This window comes from Brevundimonas naejangsanensis (assembly GCF_003627995.1).
Taxonomy (GTDB): Bacteria; Pseudomonadota; Alphaproteobacteria; order Caulobacterales; family Caulobacteraceae; genus Brevundimonas; species Brevundimonas naejangsanensis_B.
In genome coordinates this window covers 1,083,468-1,098,243 of record NZ_CP032707.1, presented here as the reverse complement: position 1 = coordinate 1,098,243, position 14,776 = coordinate 1,083,468, and the positions used below count along the sequence as shown (strand labels likewise).

The window sequence follows — 14,776 nt, the reverse complement described above, 5'->3', positions numbered from 1 at the left end:
CGTCATTCGACGAGGCGGGCGGGCCTTGGCGTTTGAGGCGGGGTCGGTTTAGGTGGCGCCCGCTGTTCAGTGAACCGGAGGGCCCATGCCCAGGAAGTTCCTTGTCGTCGTCGACGACAGTCCCGAGCTGGGCGCCGCCCTGGCCTACGCCTCGCGCCGGGCGCGCTCGACCGGAGGCCATGTGGTGCTGCTGCGCGCCCTGCCCGGCGGATCGGACGAGCACTGGTCCGGCGTCCGCGATGAAATCCGCCGCCAGCAGCGTGAGGAGGCCGAGGCGCTGCTGACGCGGCTGGGCGAGAGGGTCGCCGAGACCTCGGGCGCGCCGCCCGTCTATCTGATAGAGGAGGGCGACCCCCAGGATGCGATCCGCAAGGCCGTGGCGGCCGACCCCGACATCAAGATTCTGATCCTGGCCGCCGGGATCGGCTCGCGCGGCCCCGGCCCCCTGGTTTCGGCCGTCATCAAGCAGGGCGGCGCCTTCGCGGGCCGCAAACTGCCCGTGACCGTCGTGCCCGGCGAACTGACCGAGGCGGAAATTCAAGACCTGGCTTGATTTTGGGCTCTACCGCTGGCCGCGCGGCGGCTTGCTGCTGAGCGTCGATTGAGCGCGAGCCTTGAGGCGGAACGCCCCCTTGAACCGGCGCGCTGCAGGGCGCATCTCAGCCCCATGTTCATTCAGACCGAAGCCACGCCCAACCCCAACGCCCTGAAGTTTCTGCCCGGTCGCGAGGTCGCGCCGCAGGGAGCGCTGGAATACCGCTCTATCGACGCGGCCGCCGCCTCGCCCCTGGCCGAGGCTCTGTTCGAGCTGGAAGGGGTCGAGGGCGTCTTCTTCGGCGCCGACTACGTCTCGGTGACGCGCGCGCCCGACGGGCCGGGCTGGGGCGAGATGAAGGCCCCGATCCTGTCGGTCATCATGGATCATTTCGTCTCGGGCGCCCCCCTGGTGCGGGCCGGCGAGACGGCGTCGGACGACGCTGCCGAGGACACGGAGATTGTCGCCGAGATCAAGGGCCTGCTCGACAGCCGCATCCGCCCGGCCGTGGCCCAGGACGGCGGCGACATCCTGTTCGACCATTTCGACGAGGCGACCGGGGTGCTGCGCCTGCGCATGCGCGGCGCCTGTTCGGGCTGCCCCTCCTCCTCGGCCACGCTCAAGGCCGGGGTCGAGCAGATGATGCGCCACTACATCCCCGAAGTGACCAGCGTCGAACAGGTCGTCTGAGGGCGGCGCCCCTCTCCTCCCCATTTCATGGGGAGGAGAGACGCGTTGTTTCACATGAAACGCTCGTATCGCGGTTCGCCCTCGGGCATGATGCGGCCATGAGCGGTTCGTCGGACGACATCTCCCAAGCGCGGGCCCTGGGCGAGGCCCTGGCCGCCTTGCGCCGCGAGCGCGGCCTGAGCCAGGCCGAGGCCGGTCAAAGGATCGGCATGACGAGCCAGGGCTGGGGCCTCTATGAGGCCGGCAGGCGCCCGGGCCTCTTTCGTCCCGACGTCCAGCGCCGCCTGACCGGCGCCCTGGACGCCACGCCCGAGGCCCTGGCCCTGCACACGCCGGGCGCGCCGCCGGCGTCGTCCGAACCCCTTGCCGTCAAAGACGTTTCCGCGCGCGGCCGCGCCTTCGCGGCTGCGCCGCGCCTGACGCGGCGGCTGCGGCTGGAGACCGACGAGCTGGCCCCCTGGGCCGCCGCCGGCACGGTGCTGGAATATGTCGTCGGACGCTGGCCCCGGCGCGGCCAGGGCTGCGTGATCCAGCTGGACGACGGCGCCTTTCGCGTCCGTCTCTACGACCATGCCGACGACGTCGAGGTGGTGGTCGGCGGCGCGGGCGGCCTGGACCGGAGCGAGCGGATTCCGCGCGCCCAGGTGCGGTCCGTGTCGGCGATCACTGCGCGCCTTGACGAGGAATGAAACAAAATAGTTGCAATTGATGCGACGGCGTGAAACGCTGCGGTTGCAAATGGAGGGCTCCATGTCGCGTCGCAGTTGTCACATCGACCAGGCCGTCGGCCTGCGCATCGCCGCCCGGCGCTCGGCTCTGGGCCTGTCCCAGACGGCCCTGGCGCGGGAGCTGGGGATCAGCTTCCAGCAGGTTCAGAAGTATGAGACCGGCGCGAACCGGGTGTCGGCCTCGCGCCTGCATCAGGCGGCGACCGCCCTGGGCTGTTCAGTGGCCGACTTCTTTCCGGCGCGGCCGAGCAGCGCGGCCGAGGTCGACCTGGTGCATCCCGTCCTGACCAGCGCCGAGGGCCGCGGCCTGGCCGAAGCCTTCGCCCGCATCGCCGACGCCGGGGCGCGACGCGCCCTGACCCGCGTCGCCCAGGCCATGGCGGGGGCCTGAGCCGCCGATCCGACGCTGGAAGCGGTCGCATCCGCGCCGATTTCGCATTAGGGACAGGGCCATGAAGATCATGGTCATCGACACGGCGCTGGGCGCCTGCGCCGCCGGGGTGTTCGCGGGCGAGCCGGGCGCCCTGCCCCCTGCCCCGCCCCAGCCCTTGGGCGTGCGCGTCGAGGTCATGGCCAAGGGGCATCAGGAGCGGCTGGGCGGCCTGGCGCGCGACGCGGCGGCCGAGGCGGGCGGCTTCGACGGGATCGAACGCATCGGGGTGACGGTGGGGCCGGGCTCCTTCACCGGCCTGCGCGTCGGCCTGGCCTTCGCCCTGGGCCTGGGGGCGGCGCTGGACCGGCCCGTGGTCGGGATCTCGACCCTGGACGCCCTGGCCGCCTCGGTCCCGGCGGATGGACTGGTCGCCGCCGTGATCGACGCCCGAAGGGGCCAGGTCTATGCGCGCCTGTTCCGCGACGGCGCGCCCCTGGGCCAGGCCGAGGCCCTGCCGCGGGAGACGGCGCGCGACCGCATCCGGGCCGAGGCGGGCGAGGCCGCGCCCACCCTGGTCGGCAGCGGCGCCGCCGTCCTGGCCGAGGCCTTCCCCGAGCTGGCGGATGCGATCCTGCATCCCCTGCCCGCCCCGGCGGTCGAGGCGATCGCCGCCCTGGCCCTGGCCGCCGATCCGGCGACGGCGCCGCCCCAGCCCCTTTATCTGCGCGCGCCCGACGCCACCCCGCCCAGCCGCCTGCCGGGCCAGCCGCGCCAGCCCGCCGCGTGAGCGATCCGCTCTTCCCGCCCGCCGACCCGGCTCGCCTGGCGGCGATCCACGCCGAGGCGTTCGCGGCGCCGTGGGACGCGGCGGCGCTGGCCGAGCTTCTGGCCTCGCCGGGCGTGTTCGCCGTGGCCGAGGCGGACGGCTTCATTCTGATCCGCGTCGTGGCCGACGAGGCCGAGATCCTGACCCTGGCCGTGCGGCCGTCGTCGCGCCGGGCGGGCCTGGGCCGGCGTCTGGTCGAGGCGGCTGTGGTGCGCGCCGCCGCCCTGGGGGCCGAACGGATGTTCCTGGAGGTGGCTGAAGGCAACGCCGCCGCCCGCGCGCTTTACGCCCGCTGCGGGTTCGTCGAGATGGGCCGCAGGCGCGGCTATTATTCGCATACGGACGGTCGCCGCGAGGACGCGCTGACGCTGGTCCTGAACTTTCCTCGATAGCTTCCATAAGGCGACGGTCCGGCCTATCTTCGCCGCATGGACCGGATCGAAAAACTCTGCGCCGAGCGCGGCATGCGCATGACCGAGCAACGTCGGGTGATCGCCCGCGTCCTGTCGAACGCCGAAGACCACCCCGATGTGGAAGAACTGTATCGCCGCGCCTCGGCGATCGACCCGCACATCTCCATCGCCACCGTCTATCGCACTGTGCGCCTGTTCGAAGAGGCGGGCGTGGTCGAGAAGCACGACTTCGGCGACGGCCGCAGCCGCTACGAAGAGGCTGGCGACGACCACCACGACCACCTGATCGACACCAAGACCGGCGAGGTCATCGAGTTCTTCGACGCCGAGATCGAACGGTTGAAGACCGAGATCGCGCGCAAGCTGGGCTATGAGCTGGTCGGTCACAAGCTGGAGCTCTACGGCCACGTCATCCCCGGCGCCGAGCCGGTCGAGCGCGAGGGCCTGATCTACAAGCGCCGCCCGCGCGACGAGGTCGAAGACTGATCCCGCCTGAGCCTGACCGGGGTCGCCGCTTGCCGTCGCCGGTTTCGGCGATCATAAGCCGGGCATGACCGATACGCTCCAAACGCCCGTCCTGGAGGACGGCGGCGCGCCGGAAGGCGGGGCCGCGCCCAAGCGCCTGTTCATCAAGACCTACGGGTGCCAGATGAACGTCTATGACTCGGAACGCATGGCCGACGTGCTGCGGCCTCTGGGCTATGCGCCGACGGATACGCCCGAAGGCGCCGACTTCGTGATCCTGAACACCTGCCACATCCGCGAGAAGGCGGCCGAGAAGGTCTATTCCGAGCTCGGCAAGCTGCGGCAGATGAAGGAGGAGAAGGCGGCGGCGGGCGCAGGGGCCATGACCATCGCCGTGGCAGGCTGCGTCGCCCAGGCCGAGGGCGAGGAGATCATGAAGCGCCAGCCGGCGGTCGATCTGGTGGTCGGGCCCCAGGCCTATCACCAGCTGCCGGAGCTGCTGACCCGCACGGCGCGGGCGCGCGGCGAGCGCATCGGCGCCGACTTCGCCCCCAATGAGAAGTTCGACGCCCTGCCCGCGACGCGCGGGACCGAGGGCGTCACCGCCTTCCTGACGGTGCAGGAAGGCTGCGACAAGTTCTGCACCTTCTGCGTCGTGCCCTATACGCGCGGCGCCGAGTGGTCGCGGCCGGTCGCGGCGGTGCTGGACGAGGCCCGCGCCCTGGCCGACCGGGGCGTGCGCGAAGTCACCCTGCTGGGCCAGAACGTCAACGCCTATGACGGCGAAGGCCCGGACGGTAAACCTTTCACGCTGGCGAAACTGGCCTACGCCCTGGCCGAGATCCCCGGCATCGAGCGCGTCCGCTATACCACCAGCCACCCGAATGACATGTCGGACGACCTGATCGCGGCGCACGGCGAACTGGACGCCCTGATGCCCTATCTGCACCTGCCGGTGCAGGCGGGCTCGGACCGCATCCTGCGCCTGATGAACCGCAAGCACGGGCGTCAGAAATATTTCGACCTGATCGACCGCATCCGCGAGGCCCGGCCGGACATGGCGCTGTCGGGCGACTTCATCGTCGGCTTCCCCGGCGAGACGGATCGCGATTTCGAGGACACCATGAATCTGGTGCGGCGGGTCAACTACGCCAGCGCCTTCTCCTTCATGTACTCGCCGCGCCCCGGCACGCCCGCCGCGACCATGGCGGCCCAGGTCCCGGACGCCGTGGCCAAGGAGCGATTGCACGCCCTTCAGACCCTGCTGACCGAGCAGCAGGTCGCCTTCAACCAATCGCTGGCCGGGCGCGTCCTGCCGGTGCTGTTCGAGAAGAAGGGCCGCCACGGCGCCCAGGCCATCGGCCGCTCGCCCTATCTGCAATCGGTCCACGTCGACGACGCGGATCAACTGATCGGCCGGATCGTTCCGGTCGAGATCCTCAGCGGCCAGCAGAACAGCCTGACTGGCCGCCTGATCCCGACGACCTGACGGGTTTCTCTCAAACGCGCGCGTCGTGAGAGGCCCTGACGTTACCGTTCCTCAAGCAGCCTTGCGCCGCGCGCAAGGCGATAGGAACACTTAAGAAGGCCCCTCAAGCAGCCTCGCGTCGCGCGCGAGGCGACAGGGGTTCAACAAGGAGCCTTCATGGCGCGAGAGTCCGAGTTCCTGTCCCTCAGCGATGCGGCCCTGCGCGCCGTCATCGGGCCGCAGAGCCGCCACCTGGCCCTGATCGAGGACGCCTTCAAGGTGCTGGTCGAGACGCCGGGCGGCGGGGTGTCGATCAACGGCTCGACCCGCGACCGCGCCCAGGCGCGCCGGGTCATCGAGGCCCTGGCCAACCGGGCCGAGGCGGGGGCCGAGATCACCGAGGCCGACGTGCGCACCGCGCTCGGCGCCGCCGTGACCCAGCCGCGTCCGGAACCGGCGGGCCGCAGCACGGGCCGCAGCGTGCCCGAGGGCGCCGCCCTGCCGGTCGGCCGTCGCGGCGCCATCGCGCCCAAGACCGCCTCCCAGGCCCGCTATCTGGAGATGCTGGGCCGTTGCGACCTGACCTTCGGCGTCGGTCCGGCGGGCACGGGCAAGACCTTCCTCGCCGCAGCCTACGGCGCCTCCCTGCTGAAGCGGGGGCAGGTGGACCGGTTGGTCATCACCCGCCCGGCGGTCGAGGCGGGCGAGAAGCTGGGCTTCCTGCCGGGCGACCTGAACGAGAAGGTCGATCCCTATCTGGCCCCGATCTGGGAGTCGCTGAACGACATCCTGGGCGTCGACGATGTGCGCCGCCGCCGCGAGAAGGGCGAGATCGAGGCCGCCCCCATCGCCTTCATGCGCGGCCGCACCCTGAGCCACGCCTTCATCATCGTCGACGAGGCGCAGAACACTTCGCGGATGCAGATGAAGATGGTGCTGACCCGCCTGGGCGAGGGGGCGCGCATGGTGGTGACGGGCGATCCGTCGCAGGTCGACCTGCTGAACCCGCGCGATTCCGGCCTGGCCCACGCCCTGCGCATCCTCAAGGACGTGCAGGGCGTCGGCGTGCAGCAGTTCAAGTCCGAGGACGTGGTGCGCCACGCCATGGTCGAGCGCATCGTGCGCGCCTATGACGCCGACGCGGCGCGCAGCCGCCCCTTCCCCGACCTTGAGGAGGACGCCGGATGATCGAGGTCGAGATCGAGAGCGAGGCCTGGACCCAGGCCCTGCCCGAGGCGGCGGCGGTCGCAGAGCGCGCGGCCGCGGCGGCCCTGGGCGCGGTCGAGGGCGACGTGGTGGTGCTCCTGGCCGACGACGCGGCGGTGCAGGATCTGAACGCCCGCTTCCGCGACAAGGATCGGCCGACGAACGTCCTGTCGTTTCCGGCGGCCGAGAGCGCCTTTCCGCACCTGGGCGACGTGGTGCTGGGCCACGCCTATTGCGCGGCGGAAGCGCAGGCCCAGGGCAAGACCCTGTCCGACCATCTGAGCCACCTGGTCGTCCACGGCGTGCTGCACCTGCTGGGCCGCGACCACGAGGACGACGCCGAGGCCGAGGAGATGGAGGCCGAGGAGCGCGAGATCCTCGCCGAACTCGGCGTCGCCGACCCCTATGCGGCCGAACATGAGGGCGCCGCATGAGCGGGGCGCTGGCCGCCCGCTACAAGGGGCTTCTGTCGTATCGTTGGGGCCGCGTTAGCCTGGCGCTCGCCGCCGGGGCGGGAGCGGCCCTGGTCCATCCGCCGTTCCACCTCCTGCCCGGTCTCCTGGGCTATCCCTTGCTGCTGCTGCTGTCCGATCGCTCGGCCAGCCTCAAGGGGGCGTTCTGGGTCGGCTGGCTGGCCGGCTTCGCCTATTTCTTCATCGGCTGCTGGTGGGTGGCTGAAGCCTTTCTGGTCAACCCGGCCCAGGCCTGGATGGCCCCCTTCGCGGCCAGCCTGCTGCCCGCCGGCATGGGCCTGTTCTGGGGCGCCGCGACGGCCCTTTATCGCCGCTTCGCGCCGGTCGGCGTGCGCCGGGTCCTGCTGTTCGCGGCCCTGTTCGCCCTGCTGGAGTGGACGCGCGGCCATGTGCTGACCGGCTTTCCGTGGAACCCGGCAGGGGCAGGCTGGACGGCGGGCTCGGCCATGTCGCAGTTCGCCTCGGTCGTCGGGGTCTATGGGCTGGGCCTGGTCACCGTGGCGGCCGCCGCCGCCTTCGCTCCCCTGGCCGACCCCGGCGCCCGGCGGCCGCGCCTGATCGCGGCGGGGCTGGGCGTGCTGGCCCTCGTCGGCCTGTTCGCTTTCGGCGCCGTGCGGCTGGCCTCGGCGCGGATCAGCGAGACCCCGACCCTGGTCCGCATCGTCCAGGCCGACATCCCTCAGGACTACAAGTGGAGCCCCGAGGCCTACCACGCCATTCTGGGCCGCTATCTTGAGCTGACCGCCCAGCCGGGCGCGGCCTTGCCCGACGTGGTGATCTGGCCCGAAGGCGCCCTGCCGACCACGGCCAACGACCTGTTCGCGACGCGCGACGCCCAGGCCGTGGCGGCCGCCTTGCAGACCGGACAGACCCTGTTGGCGGGCCTGAGCCGGGGCGAGCCCGATCCGAGCGCCGAGACGGGCGCGCGCTACTACAACAGCCTGTTCGCCCTGCACGACGAGGGGGCGGCGGGCCTGCGCATCGGCGCCGTCTATGACAAGCACCGGCTGGTGCCCTTTGGCGAATACCTCCCGATGGGCGATCTGATGGGCAAGATCGGGGTGCGCAGCCTGGTGCACGTTCCGGCGGATTTCAGCGCCGGACCGGCGCCGGCGCCGATCAGCCTGGTCAACGCCCCCCCGGCCCAGCCGCTGATCTGTTACGAAAGCCTCTATCCCGGTTTCACTCCGGCGACGGCGGCCTCTCGACCGGCCTGGATCGTCAATGTCTCCAACGACGCCTGGTTCGGGGCGACGTCCGGGCCGCGCCAGCACCTCAACCTGGCCAGCTATCGCGCCATCGAAACCGGCCTGCCGATGGCGCGGGCGACGCCGACGGGCGTCTCGGCCATGATCGATCCCTGGGGCCGCATCGTCGAGGGCAAGCGGCTGGATCCCGGTCACGCCGGGGTCATCGACGTGCGCCTGCCGCAGGCGGCGGAGCCGACGCCTTACGGGCGCTGGGGCGACCTGCCGTTCGCCGTCGCCCTGACCCTGATGCTCATCGCCGGACGGCGTCGCGCCGGAAAAGCCAAGCTTGGCCGTTGATCAGTCGGGCGCCCTCCCCTACAGGCGCCCCTGTGACACGAATTCACATGACATGAACCGCGGGGGGGCGGCATGTCGGACAGTGAACGGGACGAGGGTGGATTATGGTCGGAGATTTCGGGGCGGAGGGGCCCCATATGGTGGACCGTCATGTCGGGCGCCGGGTGTGCGAGAAGCGCATCGCCCTGGGGTTCAACCAGACCGAACTGGGCCGGGCGCTGGGGGTCACCTTTCAGCAGGTGCAGAAGTACGAGAAGGGCGCCAACCGCATCTCGGCGTCCAAGCTTTGGGACATCGCCCGCTTCTTTCGCGTCGACATCGGCTATTTCTTCGAGGGGCTGGTCGCCGCGCCCCAGCCGGGCATGGCCGAGCTGCAGGCCCAGCCCTTCGAGCATGATTTTCCCGCCACCCGCCAGACGATCGAGATCGGCCGCCTGGCCCCGCGCCTGTCCTCGCGCCAGCAGAAGCTGGTGTTGGACCTGATGCGCGAACTGACCGCCCAGGGCGAAGACGACGGCGCTGACTGAGCCGGGCCGCTCAAGAGCGAAGGCAACGAGCAGGAAGCAAAAAGGCGCGGATCGCTCCGCGCCTTTTCCTCGTCTCAAGGTCGATGCCTTCAGGCCGCCAGCGCGGTCTCCGAGGCGATGATGCGGCTGACGGCGTGGACCACGGCGCCGATGCGCAGGGCGGCCTGGATCTGGACATTGGGCGTGCCGTGCTTGCGCAGTTCGCCCTCGTGGGCGTCGATGCAGGCGCCGCAGCCGTTGATGGCCGAGACGGCCGTCGACCACAGTTCGAAGTCCAGCTTCTCGACGCCCGGATTGGCGATGACGTTCATGCGCAGCTTGGCCGGCAGGGTCGTGTACTCCTGGTTCTTCATCAGGTGCAGCGACCGGTAGTAGATGTTGTTCATGCCCATGATGGCGGCGGCGGCCTTGGCGGCGGTCATCGCCTCGGGCGACAGGATGGTCGCGGCCTGGGCCTCGATGGCCTTGACCACGGGGGCGACGCCGATGGCGTGGGCCGAGGCCAGGAAGCAGCCCCACTTCTGCTGGTCGTTCAGCACGGTCTCGTTGGCGAGCGAGGACAGGTTCAGCGAGATGTCCTTGCCGTAGGCCGGGATCAGGTCGCGCAGGGTGTCGATGGACATGGAAACTCTCCTTGAGGGGGTGAGAGGCGTCGCGCGCTCGGCGCGCCGACCTCGGGGCGCCCGACCGCCGCCCGGGGGAAGCGTCAGGCAGAGAAAAGGCGGCGACAGTCGCCCGCCGCCGCCCTTTCGAGCAGCGGCCCGGACCCTACTCACGCGGTCCGGGCCTGGCCTGGATCTGTAATCAGGCGGCCAGGGTCTCGCCGCCGACCGGGCGGTTGCAGGCGCACAGCTCGTCGGTCTGCAGGGCATCGACGACGCGCAGGGTGTCCTCCGGCGAGCGGCCCACGTTCAGGTTGGTGACGTAGACGTGCTGGACGACGTTGTGCGGATCGACGACGAAGGTCGCGCGCAGGGCCACGCCTTCTTCTTCGTCCAGCACGCCCAGGGCGCGGGCCAGCTTGCCGCCGTTGTCGGCGAACTGCCACATCGGCAGCTTGTTCAGGTCGGCGTGGTCGCGGCGCCAGGCCAGCTTGGTGAACTCATTGTCGGTCGAGCCGCCGAGCACGACGGTGTCGCGGTCCTCGAAGTCCTTGTTCAGCTTGGCGAAGGCGGCGATTTCGGTCGGGCAGACGAAGGTGAAGTCCTTCGGGTAGAAGAAGATGACCTTCCACTTGCCCTCGAAGCTGTCCTGGGTGATCGGCTCGAACGCCGACTCGCCGTTTTCTTCGTGGCTGTTGAAGCCCGGCTTCACGCCGATAATTTTGAAATCAGGCAGTTTTTGACCGACGCCGAGCATCGCGCTTCTCCTAGAGACGAATGATATTGACCGTCGGCTCGCCGGGGGAGGGCGAACCGTCGAGGCCATGAGATGGGCCTTGAGGCTGCTTAAGTCAAATCGATCATTTTGCTCATGCGAATAGATTTGTCTTATGATGCGCGCCATCCGCCGCCGGCTTCATAGAAACGATCGATGGCTTTTGATTTCGGCATAGGCGACGCCTATGTCTGGAGCGGCCTCTCAACAACCAGCGTGACCCATGTCCGTCCTGCCCACCTTGCGCCAGCTGCAATATCTGAAGCTCCTGGCCGAGCACGGCTCCTTCAGCCGCGCCGCCGAGGCCGCCCATGTCAGCCAGCCCGCCCTCTCGTCGGGGGTGCAGGAGCTGGAGCGCGTCCTGGGCACCGCGGTGGTCGAGCGCACGCGCGGGGCGGTGATCCTGACCGCCGTGGGCGCCGAGGCGGTGCGCCGGGCCGAGGACGTGCTGGCGCGCGCCGAGGACCTGGTCGAGGCGGCCCAGAACGCGGGCAAGCCACTGTCGGGCCGGTTCCGCCTGGGGATCATCCCGACGGTGGCGCCCTTCCTGCTGCCGCGCACCCTGCCGGGGCTGAAGACCCTGTATCCGGGCCTGCGCCTGTTCATCCGCGAAGACCTGACGCCGCGCCTGATCGCCGGGCTGAAGGCGGGCCAGCTGGACGCCGCCGTCATCGCCCTGCCTTACGACGCGCCGGGGATCGACCACGCCCATATCGGCGACGACGAGATCCTGGCCGCCGCCCCCGTCGGCCATCCGCTGGCGGGCGCCGGGCCGATCCCGGAGGGAATGCTGAAGGCCGACGACCTGATCCTGCTGGAAGACGGACACTGCCTGCGCGATCAGGCCCTGGCGGCGGTCAATATCGAAGCGCCGCGCGGCGAGGACGTCTTCGCCGCCACATCCTTGCATACGCTGGTGCAGATGGTGTCCTCGGGGCTGGGCGTCAGCTTCCTGCCGCAGATGGCGGTGAAGGCGGGTCTGGCCGACAGTCCGGGCGTCGTCGTGCGGCCCATTTCCGACGACGCGCCGCGCCGCGAGATCGTGGTCGCCTGGCGCGCCGGCTCCAGCCGCGCAGCCGAGGCGCGCCTGCTGGCCGAGGCGCTCAAGCTGGACTGATGGGGCGAGCGGCGAGGCCGATTGGGCCGCCAAGCCTTCCTCTGCGCTTCTTCTCCCTCGCCGTCATCCTCGGGCTTGACCCGAGGATCGGGGTGTCCGCCTGCACAGCGTAGGCAAGGGCGAATGCGCCGCTGAACTCGATCCTCGGGTCAAGCCCGAGGATGACGGCAGGTGCGGTGGGGAAGGCAACGAAAAAGGCCGGCGGATCGCTCCGCCGGCCTTCATTCTTGTTTGGTCTAACGCGCTTTCGCGCTGCTTGAGACCTCTTACTTCTCGTCGCCGCGCGCGAGGTTGCGCAGGACGTAGGGCATGACGCCGCCGGCCTTGAAGTAGTCCAGCTCGGTCTGGTTATCGATGCGGCAGCGGACCGGGAAGCGGGCCATCTTGCCGTCCGACGGACGGAACAGCTCGACCCACAGGTCCTGACGCGGCTTCAGCTTGCCGACGTTGGCGTCGGTCAGGCCGCGGATGGTGACGATCTCTTCGCCCGTCAGGCCCAGCTTCTGCCAGCCGTCTTCCTTGAACTGCAGCGGGACGACGCCCATGCCGACCAGGTTCGAGCGGTGGATGCGCTCATAGCTTTCGGCGATGACGGCGCGGACGCCCAGCAGGCGGGTGCCCTTGGCCGCCCAGTCGCGCGAGGAGCCGGTGCCGTATTCCTTGCCGGCGAAGACGACCAGCGGACGGCCTTCCGACTGGTAGCGCATGGCCGCGTCGTAGATCGACATCGTGTCTTCCGAGGGGAAGTGCTTGGTGACGCCGCCCTCGATGTCGGGGGTGATGCGGTTGCGGATGCGGATGTTGGCGAAGGTGCCGCGCATCATGACTTCGTGGTTGCCGCGGCGGGCGCCGTAGCTGTTGAAGTCCAGGGCGTCGACGCCGTGGTTGGTCAGGTACTGACCAGCCGGCGAGGCCTTCTTGATCGAACCGGCCGGAGAGATGTGGTCGGTGGTGATCGAGTCGCCGAAGATGCCCAGGATGCGCGCCTCGACGATGTCGCTGACCGGGGCCGGCTCCATCGACAGGCCCTCGAAGTAGGGCGGGTTCTGGACGTAGGTGGAGTTGTCGTCCCACTCATAGGTCTGGCCGCCGGTGACCTTGATGGCCTGCCAGTGCTCGTCGCCCTTGAAGACGTCGGCGTAGCGCTTGGCGAACATCTTGGGCGTGACCGACTTCTTCTGGATGGCGGCGATCTCGTCCGAGGTCGGCCACACGTCCTTCAGGAAGACGTCATTGCCCTTCTTGTCCTGGCCGATCGGCTCCTTGGTGATGTCGATGCGCATCGAGCCGGCCAGGGCGTAGGCCACCACCAGCGGCGGCGAGGCCAGGTAGTTGGCCTGGACGTCGGGGTTCACCCGGCCCTCGAAGTTGCGGTTGCCCGACAGGACCGAGGTGGCCACCAGGCCGTTGTCGTTGATCGCCTTGGACACGGCCGGGTCCAGCGGGCCGGAGTTGCCGATGCAGGTGGTGCAGCCGTAGCCGACCAGGTTGAAGCCCAGGGCGTCCAGGTCCTTCTGCAGGCCGGCGTCGGTCAGATAGTCGGTGACGACCTGCGAGCCGGGGGCCAGCGAGGTCTTGACCCAGGGCTTGACCTTCATGCCCAGGGCGTGGGCCTTGCGCGCCACCAGGCCGGCGGCGATCAGCACCGACGGGTTGGAGGTGTTGGTGCAGGAGGTGATGGCGGCGATGACCACGTCGCCGTCGCCCAGGTCGAACTTTTCACCCTCGACGGCGACGCGCGGGGCGTCGGTCGGGCGCGCGAAGACGTCGGCCAGGGCGGTGGCGAAGGCCGGGGCGGCGACGGTCAGCTCGACGCGGTCCTGCGGACGCTTCGGACCGGCCAGCGACGGCACGACCGTCGAGATGTCCAGCTCCAGCACGTCGGTGAAGATCGGGTCTTCCGAGGTTTCGTCGATCCACAGGCCCTGCGCCTTGGCGTAGGCCTCGACCAGGGCGACGCGCGCCTTCTCACGGCCGGTGGCCGTCAGATAGTCGATGGTGGCTTGCGACACCGGGAAGAAGCCGCAGGTGGCGCCGTATTCCGGGGCCATGTTGGCGATGGTCGCCTGGTCCTCGATGGTCATGCCGGCGATGGCGGGACCGAAGAATTCCACGAACTTGCCGACCACGCCCTTCTTGCGCAGCATCTGGGTGACGGTCAGCACCAGGTCGGTGGCCGTCGCGCCTTCCGGCAGCTTGCCGGTCAGTTTGAAGCCGATGACTTCGGGGATCAGCATCGGGATCGGCTGGCCCAGCATGGCCGCCTCAGCCTCGATGCCGCCGACGCCCCAGCCCAGGACGGCCAGGCCGTTGATCATGGTGGTGTGGCTGTCGGTGCCGACCACGGTGTCGGGATAGGCGACGGTCTTGCGGCCTTCCTCGGCGGTCCAGACGGTCTGGGCCAGGTGCTCCAGGTTGACCTGGTGGCAGATGCCGGTGCCGGGCGGCACGACGCGGAAGTTGTTGAAGGCCGACGAGCCCCAGCGCAGGAAGTTGTAGCGTTCGATGTTGCGCTCATATTCGCGCTCGACGTTCTGGCCGAAGGCCTTGGCGTCGCCGAAGTGGTCGACCATGACCGAGTGGTCGATGACCAGGTCGACAGGGTTCAGCGGATTGATCTTGGCCGGATCGGCGCCCAGCTTGGCCATGGCGTCGCGCATGGCCGCCAGGTCGACGACAGCCGGAACGCCGGTGAAGTCCTGCATCAGCACGCGGGCCGGACGGAAGGCGATCTCGTGCTCGACGGCGCCCTTGTTTTCGATCCAGGCGGCGACGGCCTTCAGGTCGTCCTCGGTGACGGAGACGCCGTCTTCGTTGCGCAGCAGGTTCTCCAGCAGCACCTTCATCGAGCGCGGCAGGCGGGAAATCCCGGCCAGACCGGCTTCCTCGGCGGCGGGAAGGCTGTAATAGGCGTATTTCTTGCGCCCGACCGCGAGGTCCTGGCGGGTTTTGAGGCTGTCGATCGACGGCATGGAGAGTAGTCCTCTGGCAAACGCCGCCCGACAATTCGGTTGCGCCTTCGCGCGCTGGA

At 69.7% G+C, this 14,776-nt stretch carries 16 protein-coding genes; 13 read left to right on the top strand and 3 right to left on the bottom strand.

The window, feature by feature from the left end:
* Nucleotides 1-85 precede the first annotated feature (85 nt).
* From D8I30_RS05155 to D8I30_RS05100, 12 genes are all read left to right on the top strand, one after another.
* Complete coding sequence (locus D8I30_RS05155) at nt 86-553, top strand: universal stress protein (protein ID WP_121481786.1); 468 nt, start codon at nt 86-88, stop codon at nt 551-553.
* A 114-nt stretch (nt 554-667) separates the two neighbouring features.
* Nucleotides 668-1,225 (top strand): NifU family protein, encoded by a 558-nt coding sequence (locus D8I30_RS05150; RefSeq protein WP_121481785.1) that lies wholly within the window; start codon nt 668-670, stop codon nt 1,223-1,225.
* Nucleotides 1,226-1,323: 98 nt separating this feature from the next.
* Nucleotides 1,324-1,914: a helix-turn-helix transcriptional regulator gene (locus D8I30_RS05145; protein WP_240387344.1), complete on the top strand. Its 591-nt coding sequence runs from the start codon at nt 1,324-1,326 to the stop codon at nt 1,912-1,914.
* Nucleotides 1,915-1,975: 61 nt separating this feature from the next.
* Nucleotides 1,976-2,344, top strand: coding sequence for a helix-turn-helix domain-containing protein (locus tag D8I30_RS05140; RefSeq protein WP_121483401.1), 369 nt, complete (start codon nt 1,976-1,978; stop codon nt 2,342-2,344).
* Between the two features lie 61 nt (nt 2,345-2,405).
* The gene (gene tsaB / locus D8I30_RS05135) at nt 2,406-3,113 is read left to right on the top strand and encodes a tRNA (adenosine(37)-N6)-threonylcarbamoyltransferase complex dimerization subunit type 1 TsaB (RefSeq protein WP_121481784.1); all 708 of its coding nucleotides are present in this window, start codon (nt 2,406-2,408) and stop codon (nt 3,111-3,113) included.
* Entirely contained in the window at nt 3,110-3,544 is a 435-nt protein-coding gene (gene rimI, locus D8I30_RS05130) for a ribosomal protein S18-alanine N-acetyltransferase (protein WP_121481783.1), read from the top strand. Before tsaB ends, rimI begins: the two co-directional genes overlap by 4 nt.
* Nucleotides 3,545-3,580: 36 nt before the next feature.
* Nucleotides 3,581-4,051 carry a Fur family transcriptional regulator gene (locus D8I30_RS05125; protein ID WP_025976463.1) on the top strand — a complete coding sequence of 157 codons (471 nt, stop codon included), beginning with the start codon at nt 3,581-3,583 and terminating at the stop codon, nt 4,049-4,051.
* 64 nt (nt 4,052-4,115) lie between these two features.
* Nucleotides 4,116-5,519 carry a tRNA (N6-isopentenyl adenosine(37)-C2)-methylthiotransferase MiaB gene (gene miaB, locus D8I30_RS05120; protein WP_121481782.1) on the top strand — a complete coding sequence of 468 codons (1,404 nt, stop codon included), beginning with the start codon at nt 4,116-4,118 and terminating at the stop codon, nt 5,517-5,519.
* 156 nt (nt 5,520-5,675) lie between these two features.
* On the top strand, nt 5,676-6,686 hold the full coding sequence (locus tag D8I30_RS05115; RefSeq protein ID WP_121481781.1) for a PhoH family protein: 1,011 nt from the start codon (nt 5,676-5,678) through the stop codon (nt 6,684-6,686).
* The gene (gene ybeY, locus D8I30_RS05110; protein WP_121481780.1) at nt 6,683-7,138 is read left to right on the top strand and encodes an rRNA maturation RNase YbeY; all 456 of its coding nucleotides are present in this window, start codon (nt 6,683-6,685) and stop codon (nt 7,136-7,138) included. The genes D8I30_RS05115 and ybeY overlap by 4 nt, the downstream gene beginning before the upstream one ends.
* A complete protein-coding gene (gene lnt, locus D8I30_RS05105) occupies nt 7,135-8,724 on the top strand; it encodes an apolipoprotein N-acyltransferase (protein WP_121481779.1) in 1,590 nt (529 codons plus the stop codon). The genes ybeY and lnt overlap by 4 nt, the downstream gene beginning before the upstream one ends.
* Before the next feature lie 137 nt (nt 8,725-8,861).
* Nucleotides 8,862-9,251: a helix-turn-helix domain-containing protein gene (locus tag D8I30_RS05100; RefSeq protein WP_240387343.1), complete on the top strand. Its 390-nt coding sequence runs from the start codon at nt 8,862-8,864 to the stop codon at nt 9,249-9,251.
* Nucleotides 9,252-9,340: 89 nt separating this feature from the next.
* On the opposite strand, the gene D8I30_RS05095 is transcribed toward D8I30_RS05100, so the two are convergent.
* Nucleotides 9,341-9,874: a carboxymuconolactone decarboxylase family protein gene (locus D8I30_RS05095; RefSeq protein ID WP_121481777.1), complete on the bottom strand. Its 534-nt coding sequence runs from the start codon at nt 9,872-9,874 to the stop codon at nt 9,341-9,343.
* Nucleotides 9,875-10,055: 181 nt separating this feature from the next.
* Entirely contained in the window at nt 10,056-10,610 is a 555-nt protein-coding gene (locus D8I30_RS05090) for a peroxiredoxin (RefSeq protein ID WP_121481776.1), read from the bottom strand.
* Nucleotides 10,611-10,851: 241 nt separating this feature from the next.
* Here D8I30_RS05090 and D8I30_RS05085 point away from each other — a divergent pair, with 241 nt between their 5' ends.
* The gene (locus D8I30_RS05085; RefSeq protein WP_121481775.1) at nt 10,852-11,745 is read left to right on the top strand and encodes a hydrogen peroxide-inducible genes activator; all 894 of its coding nucleotides are present in this window, start codon (nt 10,852-10,854) and stop codon (nt 11,743-11,745) included.
* 266 nt (nt 11,746-12,011) lie between these two features.
* Here D8I30_RS05085 and acnA read toward each other — a convergent pair whose 3' ends face one another.
* A complete protein-coding gene (gene acnA / locus D8I30_RS05080) occupies nt 12,012-14,717 on the bottom strand; it encodes an aconitate hydratase AcnA (protein WP_121481774.1) in 2,706 nt (901 codons plus the stop codon).
* Between the last annotated feature and the right edge of the window lie 59 nt (nt 14,718-14,776).